Origin of the sequence: Streptomyces sp. NPDC005728 (assembly GCF_040630895.1) — a bacterium.
In the GTDB taxonomy this organism is placed as follows: Bacteria; Actinomycetota; Actinomycetes; order Streptomycetales; family Streptomycetaceae; genus Streptomyces.
The window spans coordinates 18263-35640 of record NZ_JBEXYL010000083.1 but is presented as its reverse complement, the minus strand read 5'-3'; the positions used below and the strand labels follow the sequence as shown (position 1 = coordinate 35640).

Sequence of the window (17378 nt, the reverse complement as noted above, 5' to 3'; positions counted from 1 at the left end):
TCGGACGCCTGGGCCGAGTTCGTGCCCTTCCTCTCCTTCGACGTCGAGATCCGCAAGGTCATCTGCAGCACGAACGCGATCGAGAGCGTCAACGCGCGGATACGCAAAGCAGTTCGCGCTCGGGGCCACTTCCCGTCGGAGACCGCGGCCCTCAAATGCGTCTACATGGCGCTGATGAGCCTCGACCCGACCGGCAAGGGCCGCAAGAGGTGGACCATGCGATGGAAGGCACCCCTGAACGCCTTCCAGATCGCCTTCGAAGGCCGGCTCACCCCGGCCAATAACTGAACCTCAACAACCAAGATCAGCCGTTAAATTGACACACCCTTGATTAGACACTCCCCTTCCAAACGGGGCCAGCCGACGCAGATCGCCGTCCCCCTCCGAAGGCGACCGCATCAGAGCGGCAACTCGGGAGGGCGACTGCTGGTCTCATTTTCACCACGGGACCTGTCCGCCTTTTCATCTAAAGGAAAACGGACAACGTCGCTAGGATCGTCCCAGCTCATGAAGTGTCGTCCCCGCCCACGCGGGGGTAGCTCCGCGGCCAGCGGCTTCTGCCACTTCTGCGGCACGTCGTCCCCGCCCACGCGGGGGTAGCTCCAACTGTGCGTGACGGCGTGGCGGACGTGGCCGGTCGTCCCCGCCCACGCGGGGGTAGCTCGTACGCCGGTCAGGCCATGGCCGGATGGGCGCAATCGTCCCCGCCCCCGCGGGGGTAGCTCCCGGGGACTTCTCCGGCTGTTCCCCGCGCAGCGGTCGTCCCCGCACCCGCGGGGGTAGCTCGCTGTCGGTAGGGAGTGCCTGGGCAGCCCGCTCATCGTCCCCGCCCACGCGGGGGTAGCTCGATCAGCCACGCGCTGGCCTCCTCGCCCCGTTGATCGTCCCCGCCCACGCGGGGGTAGTTCGCTGGGCAGCTCCGTACCGTCCTCGGCCTGCAGGTCGTCCCGGCGCACGCGGGGGTAGCTCGAGCGGCCTGGCCTTGCCCACCATCGTCGTGATGTCGTCCCCGCGCGTGCGGGGATGGTCCCCGCACCTGGCCGACCTCGTACCAGGGCGCCGTGTGCTCCCCGCGCACGCGGGGATGGTCCTCGTGCCCCGCTCCATACTGGCTGGGGGGTGGGAAGCTCGAGGCCGTAGGCTTGACGGCCTTCCGTGTGCGAGGGGGAGGTTCCGCAGACAGGCTGGGCTTTGAAGGGCCGGATCGTCGTGATCCCCGCGTCTGCGGGGATGCCCTCTTCCCCACCCTCCCGCGTCAGCCGTTCTATCTGCCGGCAATTTTCTGCTCCCCGCGCGTGCGGGGATGGTTCCGTGCCCGGCCACCTCCGGGGCGATGGCTGCCCGCCGCTCGCGCAGGGATGCGCCAGCGGCCGGGAGCTCCCACGCGCGTTCGGTGACCAGCGTGCCGATCGCTGCCCCGAGGCCCATCGGGTCGCGCCCGTCCTGGCGCACCGTACGGACCGGACGCGGCTTATGCTTCGCCTTCTGGCCGCCGCCGTTCTTCCGCGCGGCTTCCATCGCGGCCCGCAGCGCGACGCGGGCCATGTCGACGCCGGACATCTCACAGCCACTCATGCCTGCCCCCACGGGGTGTGGCCGAGGTCCAGATGCCCGAGACCGGACAGGCGCTGCACGGTCTCGACGAACGCCCGGGTGAACAGGCGTTGCGCCGACGCCTTGCCGTACCGCTCGATGTGGTCGTGGACGACCTGGTGGTCGTGCGCGGCGCGGGTGCGGCAGTCCAGCACCTGCTCGCGGGTCAGGTCCTCGAGGACCAGCTCCTGGTCGACACCGCCGACCTCCGGTTCCGGGGTCGGGGCGACCGCGGCCGGGCGGGGCCTGGGCAGCACGACCGAGGCAACTGGCGCGGCCGGGACGGCGTCCTCGGGCTGCGCGACCGCAGCTTCGGTACGGACCTGAGCTGCGGCAGCCTGCCGAACACGGGCCTGCTCCCACTCGTGCTCACGGGCCCACGCCCTGGCCGTCACGTCCTGGTGCAGCTGGTGCGCGGTGGCCGCCCGCCGCTCCGCCTCCGAGGCCCCGGGCATTGCGGCGTCGACCCTGGCCGCGATCGCGATGCGCTGCGCACGGCGATCAGCCTGCCGGTCCTCGCACCGGGGGCAGTCCCGGCCGGAGTCCAGGAGCACCCGGTCATCACACCGCACATCGCCGCACTCCTGGCGCTGCGGCAGGCCCCGGCCGATCAGCCAGCCCACCGGGTCCTGGATCGGCCAAGCCATCCGCATCTGGTCGGCCAGACGCCGGGCGAGCCGGTCGGCGAGGACCTGCGGCGCATCCGCACGGCCGGCGAACCCAACCACCCGGGCCAGCTCGCTGCGAGCAGCGGCTTCCACCAGGCGGCGGGCGGACTGACGTACTAGGCGCGCCCAGACCAGGTCGACCGGGGCCAGGACGGCCCGCAAGTCCTCCGGCGGCAGGGGCACCCTCCCCCGCTGCTGTCTGCCCTGAAGCTCTCTGTCCAGGACCCGCACCGAAGTGCCGACCACCGGCCCGCGGTTGGGCTTCTTGCTGCTGATCGACGGGGACGTCTTCGGCTGTTCCCCGCGCAGCGGGCCGCCGTCCTCACGCATGCACGCGCGGTCCGGCAGATCACCGGACCCACTACGGCCTTCGCCGGAAAAGCCAGTAGAGAGAGCGAGAGGAGGGACGGGAGTAACCACGTGAGGGTGATCAGTGTGAAGGGCTGCCGCAACGTCGGGCTCTGCAACGGCCCCCTCATCTGTCACCGGCACGCCGCTGACTTGCGGAGCTTCCTTCGGCTCCCGCGCTTCATTAGCCCCTGCCGCAACATCGGGGTCTGAAAACACGGGCTCCAGGGCCTCCGTAGGGTTCTCCCGGACAACGTCGGCAACCGTGCGGTCGTGCGCGGCGGCGACCGCCGGCACCATCAGCCGCGACCGGTTCGCCAGCCCGGAACCAGTCTGCAGACGCACCCGGCGCACCAGATCCCGGTCCTCCAGGCGCTCCAACACTCGCTCACCACGCGAGACCTTGCAACCCAGCAGCCGGGCCAACGTCGTCGCCGCCCGGCCGCGCTTGGCGTCCGCCGTCCCGCCACACTGCCGCACCCGCCCGGTCTCCCGCGCCTCCAGCACTAGCAGCAGCAGCGCCAGCCGGTCCGTCGCCGCGCCCCGACCGGTACGCGTACCGATCAGCCCGGCCGGGATCACACGCCCGTTTTTCAGCGTCCAGCCCGGAGCCATCACGGTCTCCAGCAGCCGCAGCAGCATCGCGTACTCCCTTTTCGACAGGTTCAGCGGGTGTCCGACCACACCGTGTGCCGCCCACAGCGGCAGTACCTTGCACTTCAGCCCGTCGTCCTGGCCGTACTCGCCCTCCGCCGTCTCCACTGAGACCACACCGGACCGGCGCAGCAGCGGCAGCACATCGGAGGCCACGTACGACGCGGACAGCCCGAGCCACCGGCCCAGCTCCGAGGTGCGGATCTCCACTACGCCGGTCTCCGACGGCGTGCGCGACGCCAGCACCAGCACCGCCAGGCGCACCGCGTCCAACGCATCGTCCAGGCCGGCGACGTCCAGCAGCGTTCGCACTGCACCGCCCAGCCGCGCCCGGGCATCCCGTCCCAAAACCAGTGGGTGCGCCGGACCACGCTGCGGTACCGGGCCTGCCTGCGCGGGCACCGATCGCAGTCGACGCCCCGGCAAAGCACCGCGCGGGCCCTCGATCAGGGCAGCGGCCGACGCCGCAACAGCGCTCACCGGGCACTCCCGGAGTACGGGCGCAGAATGCAGGCGCCGTCCCGCGGTGCGGGGAGAAGTGAGCCGAGCGGGAGTCGAACAGGCAGACATCCGTGAGGAATCGGACTGTGAAATGCCTCAAGATGGGATGTCACAGGCTCGCATATGCGGATGAAACGGGCGTATCTGGGCTGGCGAAAACCCAAGAGGTCATGCAGAATGACGACGTCTCCTTCCTCGGAAGGTGCGACGAAGCCCTACAAGGCTTCGGGTTCTGGGAGAACCGAGAGTTGAACCGCTTGGCCGGCTGCGAACCGGTTGGGCGATCCCTTCGGAGGGCCTGCGAAGCTCTCCGGTGGCAGATGGGGCGCCAGCCGAGGTGACTGCGAATCACCTGGGAGCTGGACGTCCCGGGCGGCGAAGCCGTCCCTGGATCTACTTCACGCCGCTCCCCTCAACCGAGGGGCAGAGGGCCATGCGCAGCACAAACGCCCCGCCGAAGGACCAGCTATCGCTTGCGCGCTGCTGGCACCACGGCGGGGTGCTGTGTGTCAGGGGCAGGGTACGGGTACCCTGATACATGTCGATCACCTGGATTCGCTGAAATGACGGGTGGTCGGCAGGCCTAGGACCTCCACTACAAGGTCCAGTGGCCCGCCCCCTCGACTTGCTGAAGGTCGTGGGGGCCATTTCGATATTGATCAAGCTCGGAGACACGATACTCCCCCGCGTTTGGGTTTCGGACCCTAGGGGCTTACGTGTCGCAACGCCTGGCATTTGCTGCCGAGCCGTCAAGTGCGTGCCTCCTTCCCAATGTGAAAGCCATTCAGGCGCACAAACGCCCTGGTGTACCGGCAAGTTCCCGCGAGCCGAGCAGATTTTGACCGTGCGGAGAAGGGGATTTGCTTAGTGCTTTCAGCGAATCCCGCCGGGCGGGAAGCAACCTGCTCGTGGCGCCCGCCACTCGGGCGGCACCAGCAACTCTGCGCAAGAACGGATCACCTACATCACCTCCCGGGAGCACCGTTGCGCTGCGGATCAGCTGTTGCTCACACGCCGAAGGTCAGCAGAGGCACATCGAAAAGGTCCGGGTTCTTGGGGCGGGTCATGGTGGGGGCGACGACCTCGACTACGTACATCTCGACGAGGAACTGAACGCGGGCGCTCAGCAGATGACTGGTGAAGCCGTTGGCGGAGCGCGCTTTCTCCCCGAGCGACGTGTGGATGTGCGGGCGGACCGTATCGGTCTCAGCGTCGTACGCGAGCGTGCCGCACCCCATCGCCTCCACGCCTGTCACGTGGACCTTGCTCCACACCGGGGCTTCGGGATTTTCCAGCTTCTCGCAGGCGCCCACGATCTCTGCCTCAGCGAACCCCGCGATGAACATGGGGATGTAGCCCTGCTTGACTCCCCGCTTGCGGCAGAAGGCGGCGAGGGTGGGAAAGAAGTCGTCGCCGTGGTCGAAGGTCACGCCGAAGGTGCGGCCGGTGGTCAGTTCATAGCTGCGCAAGACGGGTCCTCGAGGCTGTTGGGGGACGATTACGAGACGGTGCTGAAGGCCTGGACGATCTGGTCCGTGTCGGCGGAGGTCATCAACAGCAACTGCAACAGGACGCGGGCTTTGAACGGGTCCAGGGTGCCGCCGGAGATCAACCCGCGCTTGAGCAGGTCGGATTCGGAGCCGGGAAAGCCGTAGGTCTGCCGGAGCACGGGACCCGACCCGGTGCGCGTGGCGAGGACGACGGGCATCCGCTTCGCGAGATCGCTGAGCGCGTCCACGCAGGCCATCGGGACATGGCCAGCTCCGAATGCCGCGACCACCAAGCCGTCGACATGGTCGCCTACGGCGGGCAGGAGCGTCCCGTCGTCTCCGAGGCTGACCGTGAAGATCGCCGTACGCGCGGGCACCATGGCGCTGCGCGGATCGATCGCCGGGTAGTTGCTGGGGCGCGCCATGATCCGTACGCGATCTTCGGCGACGTAGCCGATCGGCCCGGGGTACGAGGTAAAGGCCGTGGGGCTCGTGGCATGGGTCTTGCGGACCCAACGGGCAGCGTGGATCTCCTCAGCGAACACCACCATGCAACCCAGGCCCTGAGCCTCGGCGCTGGCCGCGACGCGGATGGCGGCCAGCACGTTCGCAGGGCCGTCGGCCCCTGCCAGGCTCGCGTTGCGCATGGCGCCGGTCACCACGATCGGCGTGTCCCCGGCGGTGACGAGATCCAGCAGATACGCGGTCTCCTCGATAGTGTCCGTCCCCTGGGTGACGACCACACCGTCGACCGCAAGGGTGTCCACCGTGACGGCGAGCTCGAGCAGGTCGGAGAAGGCCAGCGAGGCGCCGGGAAGCTGGCGGAAGTCAAGGACCTCCACGTGGATGCCCGTGTCAGCAAGGCCGGGTACGGCCGCGACAAGGTCGTCTGCCGACAGCGTCGGAGTCGCGCCGCCGCCCGTCTGGGCGGTCATTGCGATGGTGCCTCCGAGCGAAAGCACCGCGACGCGCCGGGCGTTGTCAGCCATGATCTATTTCCCTTCGTGGACATGCTGGTTGTGGTGTAGATCAGTGGTCGGCTGGAAGAGATCCCACGTACGCGCACGCGGCATCGATGCCGGCCGCTGAGACAAGCCGACTGCGGGACTGGATCAGACCGGACGACCCGTACCGGGCGAGCTGGCCGCACCGTTCGATCAGCCAGGACCACGGCAGATCGAGGTACTGAGCGAGAGTACGGAGCCGTCCGGCAGCGGTTGGCGCAGCGGTGATCGAGTCGGCGTCGACGTCGCGTGCCGCGATCGTGAACTCCCGGACGACCGAGGACCGGGCCGTCACGTCGACATGCCACATTCCGTCCCCGCGGATCCAGTTGGCGATCACCGCCTCCTTGTCGGGAGCGACCACGAAGCCTTCGACCGACTCGTACGCGGGATCGGCCGTGAACTGGGCGTGGATCCCCAGCGACTCCATCAGCGCCACGGCCAGGAACAGCAGGATCCGTTCATGCCGTGGGGAGGAGCGGACGACTTCCTCCGGGACGCAGAAAGCGCGAGTGCTCGTACCGCCAAGCGCCTTGGTGGTCTCCCTCAGGTACGGGTACTTGTGATCGAAGATCATCCACGCGCTGGCCTCCTCACCCCGTTGCTCCCGGGTCCAGAAAGACGGCAGCTCCGGCAGCTCCGGCAGCGCACGCAGGATATGCCGAGCGCAGAAATCGGAGCCGAGCCACATGTGGGCGACGGAGTTCAGCCCGGGCGCGGCCTCCCGGCTGACCGCAGACGCGGAGAGCCGCTCGTACGCTTTGAGGTCACTGCGCGTCTCAGAAAGAGGCCGATCATCCGCCTGCAGCGCATCGTCGTAGTTGCTCACCGCCCACAGAATCCCGTAGGTGAGATCGTCCAGCTCGTAGGCCGCGGGCGCAGAGACTTCGTACACTCCACCGTTCCTCGTGAGCCTGTTGCGTGCCGCCCGGCCATCAAGGACGAAGAACCTCGAGACGCCATCGGTGCTCGCCGCCCCGACCAGCAGACCGCGATGCGGCCGGGTCAAGAACTCCTCCACGCGCCGCTGGTCAGGGAGAGACACGATCACCCGTCCACCCTCGATGCGCGCAGGGTGGAGCTGCAGCGACAGCTGGGAACCGAGCATGGAACGGCCACCCGGAATCAACGCCTGCCAGTCCACCCCGAAATCAGGGCCGGGCCGCGACAGCCGAAGCCCCGACCAATTCCCGGTGGCACTTCTCGCGAATCCGAATGGGTCCTCCGCCGAACCGACCGCCGCGGCCGCCGACACGGGAAACCCAGCCACCGCCGCTGCACCGATCCCCGCCCCAGCGCGCAGCATCGCGCGTCGATCGAGTGCCACGAGCACCACCGTTCCGTCGTCTAGACGTGCAGGGACGAAGATCCCCTCACCGTCCGACGTTGCCGCCTGGACCAGGGGCCTGGCCAGGCCTAACGATGTATCGGATACATGGGCTGCTAAATCGGATACATGGCCAGCCTCGGAAGCACCCTGGCCGATCTCCTGCCACAGCTCGATCAGGAAACCGCCGGCACCAAGCGCCTGGTCGATTCGTTCGGTTTCACCTCGATCCTTCGGCGGCCGGTCGCCGGACTCCCATCGCTGCACCTTGGAGTGCGAAACGAACGTCTTGCCGGCCAGCTCCCTCATGGACAGACCGCGCGCCTCTCGAAGCTCGCGGATCACGTAGCCAAGACGGTGCTGGGGCGACCTGTCCGGCGTCAGCGCATTCGGCCGCTGCCCCATCTCGAGCCCCCTCCATGTATCCAAGTCGGTGTATCCGGCCGACGGATACACCGACACCGTAGAAGTCACCGCAGATCACGCCTACACCTGGAGTGACGGCTCCACCAGCCGCAACCCCCAACTTCCCTTCCAGGAGGGCGATATGACCCAACTTCGGCATGCCCACGACATGGCGCGCACTGTGGCCGACGCTCACGGCCGCACGGTCGACTTCATGCTCACGGGACCGACCTCGACGCACGACTGCAGCTGCCCGAGACCTGTTGCAGGGCACCACCCGCGTGGCCGACCCGGCGCTGTGGTCATACGCATTGCTGCGGTCCTGACCGCCGGCCTGGTCGCGTCGGTGCTCCTTGTGGTCGTCCGCGACATCGTCACCACCGTGGCCAGCACCAGCGCGACCGGCCTGATCCTTAGGGCTTTGCTGATGCTGTCGAACCGGCGGGGCCGATGAGCCGCATGGCCTTTTGCTTTCGGCTTCGTGCGAGCAGGGCACTGTGGGTTGGCTCCCTTTGCAACGGGAGTAGCAACCCGCAGCGCTCGGGACGCGAAACGGGCACATCAGGCGTCGAACTCGTAGTCGAGGACGTATGCAGCGGAGTCCATGGTCATCTCATTGATCTCCACTGCTCGCCCTTCGGCGTCGAACGCCGTACGGGCCAATTTGATGACGAACCTGTCAGCAGGGATGGCCAGCCGGGCCGCCTCTTCGGCGGAAGGCATACGCACGCGGATCTCTTCGCGGAAGCGAGCCGGAGCGTGGCCAAGGTCGGCCAGGCGGGCGTAGATGCCGCCGGGGCCGGTGTCGGCCTGAGTGATGGGCGAGCCTGCCACAAGCGATTGGGGCAGGTAGGACTCCGCGACCATGACCGGACGTCCCTCCATGACGTACCGCCGGCGGCGAACGCAGACCGTCTCGTTGGGCGCCAGCTCGAACACGTCGCTGATATGCCGGGGCGGCGCCGTGTCCTCCTGCACGCTGATGTGGTCGACATCTGGGGCGCGGCGGTCGTCTGCGGACCAGATGGTCTTCCCGCTTCCCCACTGGCCACGGGCCAGCCGGGGAATGCCTCGGCGTCTGATCGGGCGGACCGACTCAACGAACCACCCCGATCCCTTGCGGGACCCGACGAGGCCTTCGCTGCGGAGCACTCCGAGTGCCTGGCGCATCGTCAGGGGCGCCACGCCGAAGTCGGCAGCCAGGGTGTTCTCGCCTGGGAGACGGTCGCCGGGCTGGTAGTCGCCGCGTTCGAGCGCGCCCCGGAGTTCTGCGGCGATCCGCAGGTATTTGGGCTGGCTGGCCTGGCCCTCGCGGCTCATCTGTCTCCCTGCGGTCGGCTCTCTATAGAGCTGATCGTACGCACAGTCGGCCGAACCGGTCGAAGGCCCTCCCCGAAATTTTAGCCCTTCTCTCTACTGATCCGTTGACCTCTATAAAGAGATTTGCTCTACTGGGGTCATCGCAACGAGGTCACGACAAGCGATCCGCTGATCACTCCGTGCACCCCTACTCGACTCACCGCCCTGAACCACCTGGTCGTCGTGTCCCGCCCATGCGGCGGACTCCACCGAGAGGAGCACCACCCGATGAACCTCACCCACCGGCCCACAGCCCGCCTCGCCAGCGAGTCCTTCGACGCGGAAACGCTCGCCTTGCTGGACGCAATCGAGGTGGACCTTCCGGAGTTCGGCGACATCGACTTGGATGTGGCGTTCGGTACGCCCCTCGACATGTACGAGGCCAGCGAACTTCCGTACGAGCACCTGGCGGGTCTGGACGAGAAGTCGGCGCGGGACGCGATCCGGGCCCGGCACGACCGGCTGCTGGCGGCCGCGGACATCACCGCCGACGACCCAACCATCGTCGTGCGGGTCCAGGAGCGCCTGATCGACGTCCTTCTGCCCTACGCCGCGCAGCTGCGCGGCGCGCCGCCGGCCGCTGCGCTCCTGCCAGTCGCGGCCTGACTCTCCCCGCCGGGTTCTCACGGACCCGGCTCCCCCACCCGGAACCGCCTGCGGGCGGCGCCGGATGAGGGAGCCGGAACGTCGGTCCCCTACCGAGCACCACCGCAGTAGTCGCCACTTCGGTGGCACCGGAGTCTTTGCACGATGAGGCACCACTAACTCCTCCGGACCAGGGCTTTTGGCTCAGGGGCTGCTGCGTGAAGACGCAGCGCTGATGCGTTGTCCGTCCTGCAGGAATGTCGGCCTTGCCGAGCGTCCTGCAGTGGCGGAGAGAGCACCCACGATGCCGCACCCCGTCCGCTCCGTACGTGAGGAGTCCACATGTCTGCTGCTGTTGCTACCGAGCGCACTGCCAAGGAGCGTGTCCGCCGCACCCGTTCCCGCGGTCGCAACGAACTGGACCCGCTGCGTGTCTCCCAGATGGCCGCGCACGAGTACGACCTGGACCCGGCCTGCATCTCGCTGGTGTGCCCGTCCTGCCGTACCTGGGTGCCGATCAACCGCCCGAACGGGCAGCCCGGACGAACGCGGCTGGTGCCCCACCACACGGACAAGGCCGGCACGGCCGATCCGGTCGTCTGCAAGGGCGGCAGCCACCGTCGCGTCATCATCGACGTAGAGATCGAGCGGTGGCGGCAGCGTCTGGAGGAAGGGGCCGCGGAGACCAACGGGCGTCGCTCGAACCGCGTCACGCGGAAGCCGAAGGTCGCGGTCGCCCCGGCGGTCATGCAGATCTTGTCTCCGCTCCTGGACGCGAAGGCCGTGCTCAAGATGTACGAGGCCCACACCAAGGGCTGCGCGACCTGCGCCCCGTCCGGCCGCGACCGCTGCACCGACGGCGGCCGGCTCGCTCACCTGGTCGCGCACAAGCAGCGCACCGAGCCCGCTCACCGCGCGGCCCTCACGATCGAAGAGGAGCTGGCGGAGCAGCGCGAGCAGGGACAGTGGCTGCTGCGCGATCTTCAGTGGGCGTCGACCGCCGACTCGGTGCGCCGGGCCGACATCCAGCGGGTACACGACGCGCTGGTGGCGATGCTGAAGCCGCTCAGCCCGGAGAAAGCCAAGAGCCCGCGGCTGACCGACTGGGAGCGGGCCGACGTCATGAGCACGATCACGATGCTTGCGATGAAGGTGGAGCAGCTTAGCCGGTAGGACCCCGCGCACGATCGACCACGGCCCCGGCCTCCCCGAACAGAGCGGGGAGGCCGGGGCCGTGGCTGCTCGTACGAACAGCCAGAACGGCGACAGCCCCAGGGACTAGGGATCCCCGGGGCTGTCCAGGACCTGTCTGGAGGACCTGATGCACCACAGCATGACACGTACCGTGCCGCGACCGATGGCCGGGATCATCGACGACATCGAGGACGAGGACAACGCCAAGGGCTACGAGCCCGAGGACGTCGCCCGTGTCGACGTCGCCTTGGTGCTCCGGCCCGCCATCGCCGCGGCGCTCGCCGGTTGGGAGGTGGCCGCGTGATCACCAGCCTGACCGACGAAGAGCGGGCGGAGCTCTCGCGGAAGAACGCGGAGAAGAACAAGCAGTCGGAGAACAACCGCCGATGACCAAGCCGACGGACGACTTGTACATCCGCTATATGGAGGCGTTCACCGACTCCACCGAGCACACCATCAACTGCCCGGTCTGCCAGGCCGACCAGTCATGTGTGCCGGGGGAGCCGATCCACGAGCGGTTCGCCCGCCTCCAGGACGCCTACACCGCGCGCCAGAAACAGCAGCGCTGATCCCCCGGCATCGCCCGTCGTCCCCGCCCCTCACCGGGCGGGGCCAGCGGAGAGCGTAGGGATGTCACCCCGCTCCGGCCATCCGGCCGTCGCAGACACGCAACAGCCCCAGGGTGGCCGCCCTGGGGCTGTCTCTTGCACTGGACCTTTTGGGAGGCCCGAATGAAGCGAGTATCCATCGCCATCGTACGCACCCACGACTACGCGCCCGTCTCCACCGACGCGCCGGTCCGGTCCCGTGCGGCCTGCGCCGATGAGGACCCCGAGCTGTTTTTCCCCATCGGCGACACCGGCCCAGCGCTGCTCCAGATCGAGGAGGCCAAGGCCGTCTGCCGCCGTGGCTGCCCGCTCATGGAGAGCTGCCTACAGGGTGCGCTGGAGCGCAACGAGCTGGGCGTGTGGGGCGGCACCGACGAGACCGACCGCCGCCGCATGAAACGCCAGGCCGCACGCCGCCGTACCGCTGCCTGATCCGTTCTGGCGGCTGCCTGATCCGCCCGTCCCGACCGCTGCACCTTGGCGGCCGGGACGGGCGGTGACGGGGAGCCGGACAGCCCGGCCGACAGCCCAGGGAGGCCCTTATGGGCACGACGACCACCCAGCTCGACACCGCGACGACCGACACCACGCGGCTGCCGGACTCACTGTGCACGCACACGCCGCACTGCCCGTCCGCCAGCAGCACGGCGGCGGAAGCCGCCCGCGTCGTGGCCGCTCACCCGGAGCAGGGCTGGAGCCTGCTGTGCAACGGCGTCCTGCTCTTTGACGACACCGGCGACCTGCTCCCCGACGGCCGAATCATCGCCCCGCACCGGCCGCTCGCAGTCGTGGCCTGACGGCTGCCTGATCCGCCCGCACCGACTGCCGATCCCTGGCGGCTGGTGCGGGCGGTGAAGGGGATCCGGACAGTCCGGACCGCACACACCGAGGAGCTGCCATGCCCAACACCGCCCCCGCCTCGGCGGTATTCACCGTCGAGGCGCTGCGCAAGGCGGCGGCCCTCGCTGCCGACACCTACCGGCCGCTGTGGACCGGCCTCTCGGGTGAGGAGTCCTCCGGCGAGGCGGTCGCCCGCCACTTGGACGCCACCATCATCTTGCTCGACACGGATGGCTGGCTACGCATCCACGACAACGGCAAGGGCTGGTCCACTGTCGCGGGCCCGGACGACGACTCGATGACCGTCGAGGACATGCTCCGGGCGCTGCTGCGTGTGGTCCGCGACGAGATCGGCACCGATCCGCGCCGGACCCTGTCCACCGCCTTGCGCCACGTCGCTGAGAGCAGTGACGGCGACCCGGACACCGACCACATCGCGCACGCGGTCCTGGACCTGATCATCCAGGCCCACACCGGAGTGAATTCCGCCCGCGCCGTGCCGTGGGCGGAGCGGCTGACCCGCACCCACGCGGATATCACCGCCTTGCTGACCGCTGGCGCCCGGTTTGCCCGTGCCTACGGGCCCGGCCCGGCCACCAGCTGATCTAGGAAGTCAGAGAGGAGACATGAACGTGAAGGACAAGAAGAGGGGTTGGTGGGCACCCTCCTCGCGCGGGGTGGTGCTTAGCGTGCTCGGGGTGGTCACCCTGGGCGTGGCCATCCTGTCGATGGCCGTCAGTTACCAGATCCTGGAGCCCCGCTTCGGGGCGTGGGCGGTTCCGACCGTGGGTGCCCTGGACGCTTTGTGGTGCGTTTTCCAAGCCACCGAGATCCTGTCCGGCAACAACAGGACACGCGCGCGGCGCGTCCAGGTAGCCGGCCTGGCCCTCACAGCCGTCAACGCCGCCATCCCTACGGCCGATCTGATCCTGAACGGTTCGGGCGGGTTCGACCTGGCCGTGATCCTGACGCCGGTCGCCATCGTCGCAACCAAGACGGCGTGGTGGATCGCTCTGCCGTCGCTCGGCCGGCGGATGTCCGCTGGGACGCGGCAGACCATCGCCGTGAAGCGGCAGCAGGTGGCGGACCAGCTGGAGGAGATGGAGGCGGAGGCCGCCCACCGCATCGAGCTGCTGGAACTCGCCAAGGACCTGAACCAGCGGGTGACCCAGGCCGAAACGGACTATCGCCTGTCCGTGCTCAAGGCCCAGCAGATCATGACCGAGGAGCTGCACGAGCAGGCTGTGACCACCGCAGAGACGGTCGCGGAGAAGGCGTTGCCGCCCTGGGTCGGTGAGATCCCCTTGCCCGACCTCGGCACGTGGGAGCCTACGGCGCCGGCGCTGCCCGTCTCCATGGAGCGTGTCGGATCCGGCACACCCGCCCTTGACCGGCACACCGCAGGCACGCAGGTCAGCGCCCTGTCCGTAGATGGCGACGCGCCGTTCGGCACGTCCGGCGGTAGGGGACCAGCACGTGTCGTCACGCTCGCGGATCTGGCGGTCGTCGGGGGTGTGCCGGTGCCTGTGCCGGGTGAGCAGTTGACCGGTGCTCAGATCGGTGTGGTGTTGCGGCATTTGCGCTACGCCGTGGATCCCCCGATGTCTTACCGCCAGGCCCGTGATTCCTTCCGTCGGGCTGGTTTTGTCGGCAGTGAGGAGCGGATTCGTCATGCGTGGGCGGCGCTGTTGGCCAATGAGGGGCACGGGGAGACGTCTGAGGGCACCGGGGAGGAGGAGTCCGCAGAAGCGGACGCCTGACCTGCTTTTTGTCCGGCATCACCAGTGAGGGCCAGCCCGCAACGTGCGGGCTGGCCCTTGCTGTGACTGCCGGAAAACCGCAGTCCACAGGGGGTGCAGACCCGGTGAGTGGCCCGCCGAGCGCATGGGACGTGCGCAGACGCGGGGAGCAGATCCGGCGAGCGCCCTAAAAATGCCAGGAAATCAAATGCGTGTGCGATTTAGGGTCGCGTTTTCGTGATCAAGGAGGAGGGGGTGTGGGGAGGAGGAAACAGCAGGCCAGCGAGGACGTGTACGGGCAGACGGCGGGTGCGATCGGCGGACTCGCGACGGTGTTCGGTGTCCTTGCCGCCATCAAGGACAAGCTGGGTCTGTCCTGGCCGGCCACCGTGCTGCTCACTGCCGGGGCGCTGGTGGCACTCGGCTATCTGGGCTGGCGGATCCGTACAGGAATCAAACGTCTGTGGGCGCGCGATGCGGAGTCGTCCGCAGGCATGAGGCAGGAGTCGCCTGCCCAGCTCGCGGACGAGGCTCAGGCCGTCGTGGAGGCTGTCCCGGTGCATCCGGAGTTGACGGCCGCACTGAGCCGGACCGGTGCCATCGGCAAGGACGAGGTCGTTCGTGCCGATGAGGTGACAGTCGAAACGCTGCAGGGCGTCGGCACCGTCTATGACTTTCTGGTGCCCGAGGGGCGGACGCACGAGGACGTCGCGAAGCGGCTTGGTCCGATCGCGTCGATGTTCGGCGTCACCCGCCTGCACTTGAAGTTGGAGACGAGCCGTCGCAGCGAGCGCCGTGTGCGGCTTTTGGTGCTCAACGAGCCCCCGTTCAGCCGTCTGTTCCCGGCGCCGACCCGGCAGGAGGTCGCTGCGTTCGACGGCGTTCCTCTCGGCCATGACGTCACCGGTCGGCTTGTCGGGGTGCCGACGTTCGACAAGGCGTCGATGCTGATCGGTGGCATGACCCAGATGGGCAAGACGACGCTGGTCAACGGGCTCATCACGTGTCTGCTGATTGCGTACGGCGAGTTCGATCTGTATCTGCTCGACGGGAAGCTGTGCGGCCTGACCCGGTTCGAAAAGCTGGCGGTCCGCTATGAGGCGTCCGATGATCCGGCTGTCATGGAGGACATGCTCGATGAGCTGAACGCCCGGGTCGACGGCCGGTACACGCAGCTCCAGGACGCCATCCGGAACAGGAAGCCGGTACCGGTTTTCAAGCCGGTGTTCTTCATCGTGGATGAGGCCGCCGACTTCTACACGCACAACGGTACCAACGATTCGAGAGACCAGGTTCGCCGGGTCGAGGATAAATCGCGGTCCTTGGTTGCGAAATCCCTCGAGTCAGGGATTTCAACGGTGATGTTGACGCAGCGTCCGGCGAAGGAGGCGATCCCGGTGAAGGTGCGGGATCAGTTCCTGTACCGGGTGTGCCTGTACGTGGCGTCGGAGGGCAGTGCGAAAGTCGCCCTCGGAGACTCGTATTTCGATACGGTCGCCCCGATCCATCCGGCACTGCTCGACCCGGACATCAAGGGGCAGGCCGTCCTGTTCGCGAACGGGTCCTCCACTTTGCTCAGGGGCTTCAATTTTCTGGATGAGTTCATCTGGGAAGTGGTCGATGAAGCCTACGCGCGGCGTGAGAAGGCGATCCCGGATTCTCCGCTCAAGCAGGCGATCGAGCTGCTGCGGAGTAAGCGGGTGGAGTTCATGGTAACGCCCGAGCTGGCGCCCGCTCTCGGGATCACGGAATCCGATCCGGCGGAGCGTGGAAAGCAGCTAGCCCGGCTCCTTGGTGTTCCGGCGGCCAAGACCGCACAGGGCCGGGGGTACCGGCTGGCCGATCTCATCGCGGCCGCAATGTCCGGTTCGTGACCGCCATCCGGCACCGTCACCCCACCGCCACGAGACCGCCGTCCACCGCCATGTGGCCGCCACACCGGCCTGCCCCACGGCGGTCGCATGGCGGTCCCGTAACGCCGCATGGCGGTGCCATGGCGGTCCGGAATGGCGGTGCTGACCAGCGTAGACACCCAAAATTCCAGGAAGGAGGGAGGAGGCTCGTTGCGTGCCTCTTTAGTCGTCACGGTGGGCGCGGGAGCGACTGCGGCCGTCGTCGTGGCCGCGCTCATCCAGGCCGCCGGCGACGACCCCGTGGTGGGAGCAGCGCTCAGTGTGTCCGTCCCCGCCAAGTACAGGTCGCTGATTGAGGATGCGGGAAGCACCTGCCCCGAGGTCACCCCGAACCTGCTTGCCGCGCTCCTCACACAGGAGTCCGGGTTCAATCCGAAAGCGCGCTCCCAGGTCGGCGCGGAAGGCATTGCGCAATTCATGCCCTCCACATGGGAGACCCACGGTATCGACGGAAACGGCGACGGGAAGCGCGATGTCTGGGATCCCGAAGACGCGATCCCCTCAGCGGCCGGGTACCTGTGTGACATAGCGAAGGACGTCAATGATGTTCTCGGCAGCAAGCAGAACAACATGCTCGCCGCCTACAACGCCGGGACCGGCGCCGTCCGCAAATACGGTGGCGTCCCGCCGTACAAGGAGACACAGAACTACGTCCGTTCCATTTCCGCGCTCGCCAACAAGCCGACCGGCAGCGGGACAACCGCCACCACGGCGCAGGCAGCCACCGCGATCAACGCGGCGACGGAAATGATCGGCACACCGTACTCGTGGGGCGGAGGCAGCAGCAGCGGTCCCAGCACGGGAACTTGCTGCTCCCCCAAGGGCCGCTCAGGATCGAACACCACCGGCTTCGACTGCTCAGGGCTCACGCTCTACGCCTGGGCCAAAGCCGGTATTTCCCTGCCCCGCACGGCAGCCCAGCAATACGCAGCCTCGGAGCCCGTGAAGCCGGGAGATGTTCGCCCCGGCGATCTCGTGTTCTACGGCAGCAGCCCCACGAATATCCACCACGTCGGCATCTACATCGGCGGCGGCTGGATCATCGACGCTCCCCGGCCCGGCACCCGGGTCCGCTACGACCCCATGGACACGATGCCCGACCTGTACGCCGTCGCACGCCCCGTACCTGATCACAACAAGGAGATCTGAC

The 17378-nt window shown here is 68.0% G+C and carries 17 protein-coding genes; 12 read left to right on the top strand and 5 right to left on the bottom strand.

Going from position 1 to position 17378, the window contains the following annotated elements; translation table 11 throughout:
- Nucleotides 1-288 (top strand): transposase (locus tag ABZ471_RS36975; protein ID WP_359072818.1); only part of this gene is annotated, 288 nt, incomplete at its 5' end.
- 1283 nt (nt 289-1571) lie between these two features.
- Here the strand turns inward: ABZ471_RS36975 and ABZ471_RS36970 are convergent.
- The 4 genes from ABZ471_RS36970 to ABZ471_RS36955 form a co-directional block, all read right to left on the bottom strand.
- The gene (locus tag ABZ471_RS36970) at nt 1572-3575 is read right to left on the bottom strand and encodes a hypothetical protein (protein WP_359072816.1); all 2004 of its coding nucleotides are present in this window, start codon (nt 3573-3575) and stop codon (nt 1572-1574) included.
- A gap of 1196 nt (nt 3576-4771) precedes the next feature.
- On the bottom strand, nt 4772-5233 hold the full coding sequence (locus ABZ471_RS36965) for a DUF296 domain-containing protein (RefSeq protein WP_359072814.1): 462 nt from the start codon (nt 5231-5233) through the stop codon (nt 4772-4774).
- Between the two features lie 29 nt (nt 5234-5262).
- Entirely contained in the window at nt 5263-6243 is a 981-nt protein-coding gene (locus ABZ471_RS36960) for an asparaginase (RefSeq protein ID WP_359072813.1), read from the bottom strand.
- Nucleotides 6244-6283: 40 nt separating this feature from the next.
- A complete protein-coding gene (locus tag ABZ471_RS36955) occupies nt 6284-7990 on the bottom strand; it encodes a helix-turn-helix transcriptional regulator (protein ID WP_359072811.1) in 1707 nt (568 codons plus the stop codon).
- A gap of 28 nt (nt 7991-8018) precedes the next feature.
- Here ABZ471_RS36955 and ABZ471_RS36950 point away from each other — a divergent pair, with 28 nt between their 5' ends.
- On the top strand, nt 8019-8444 hold the full coding sequence (locus ABZ471_RS36950) for a hypothetical protein (RefSeq protein WP_359072810.1): 426 nt from the start codon (nt 8019-8021) through the stop codon (nt 8442-8444).
- 107 nt (nt 8445-8551) lie between these two features.
- Here the strand turns inward: ABZ471_RS36950 and ABZ471_RS36945 are convergent, their stop codons facing one another.
- Nucleotides 8552-9310: a GntR family transcriptional regulator gene (locus tag ABZ471_RS36945; protein ID WP_359072809.1), complete on the bottom strand. Its 759-nt coding sequence runs from the start codon at nt 9308-9310 to the stop codon at nt 8552-8554.
- A gap of 267 nt (nt 9311-9577) precedes the next feature.
- Here ABZ471_RS36945 and ABZ471_RS36940 point away from each other — a divergent pair, with 267 nt between their 5' ends.
- The 10 genes from ABZ471_RS36940 to ABZ471_RS36895 all read left to right on the top strand — a co-directional run bounded on the left by ABZ471_RS36940 (nt 9578) and on the right by ABZ471_RS36895 (nt 17377).
- The gene (locus ABZ471_RS36940; protein ID WP_359072808.1) at nt 9578-9955 is read left to right on the top strand and encodes a hypothetical protein; all 378 of its coding nucleotides are present in this window, start codon (nt 9578-9580) and stop codon (nt 9953-9955) included.
- A gap of 321 nt (nt 9956-10276) precedes the next feature.
- A complete protein-coding gene (locus ABZ471_RS36935) occupies nt 10277-11107 on the top strand; it encodes a hypothetical protein (protein WP_359072806.1) in 831 nt (276 codons plus the stop codon).
- Between the two features lie 160 nt (nt 11108-11267).
- A complete protein-coding gene (locus tag ABZ471_RS36930) occupies nt 11268-11432 on the top strand; it encodes a hypothetical protein (RefSeq protein ID WP_359072804.1) in 165 nt (54 codons plus the stop codon).
- A gap of 82 nt (nt 11433-11514) precedes the next feature.
- On the top strand, nt 11515-11697 hold the full coding sequence (locus ABZ471_RS36925) for a hypothetical protein (protein WP_359072802.1): 183 nt from the start codon (nt 11515-11517) through the stop codon (nt 11695-11697).
- A 162-nt stretch (nt 11698-11859) separates the two neighbouring features.
- Nucleotides 11860-12168 carry a WhiB family transcriptional regulator gene (locus ABZ471_RS36920; RefSeq protein WP_359072800.1) on the top strand — a complete coding sequence of 103 codons (309 nt, stop codon included), beginning with the start codon at nt 11860-11862 and terminating at the stop codon, nt 12166-12168.
- A 173-nt stretch (nt 12169-12341) separates the two neighbouring features.
- A complete protein-coding gene (locus ABZ471_RS36915) occupies nt 12342-12533 on the top strand; it encodes a DUF5999 family protein (RefSeq protein ID WP_359072819.1) in 192 nt (63 codons plus the stop codon).
- Nucleotides 12534-12634: 101 nt separating this feature from the next.
- The gene (locus tag ABZ471_RS36910) at nt 12635-13180 is read left to right on the top strand and encodes a hypothetical protein (protein ID WP_359072799.1); all 546 of its coding nucleotides are present in this window, start codon (nt 12635-12637) and stop codon (nt 13178-13180) included.
- A gap of 22 nt (nt 13181-13202) precedes the next feature.
- Nucleotides 13203-14336 carry a hypothetical protein gene (locus ABZ471_RS36905; RefSeq protein ID WP_359072797.1) on the top strand — a complete coding sequence of 378 codons (1134 nt, stop codon included), beginning with the start codon at nt 13203-13205 and terminating at the stop codon, nt 14334-14336.
- A gap of 236 nt (nt 14337-14572) precedes the next feature.
- Nucleotides 14573-16189: an FtsK/SpoIIIE domain-containing protein gene (locus ABZ471_RS36900; RefSeq protein WP_359072796.1), complete on the top strand. Its 1617-nt coding sequence runs from the start codon at nt 14573-14575 to the stop codon at nt 16187-16189.
- A gap of 132 nt (nt 16190-16321) precedes the next feature.
- Complete coding sequence (locus ABZ471_RS36895) at nt 16322-17377, top strand: NlpC/P60 family protein (RefSeq protein WP_359072795.1); 1056 nt, start codon at nt 16322-16324, stop codon at nt 17375-17377.
- The last annotated feature ends 1 nt before the right edge of the window (nt 17378 follow it).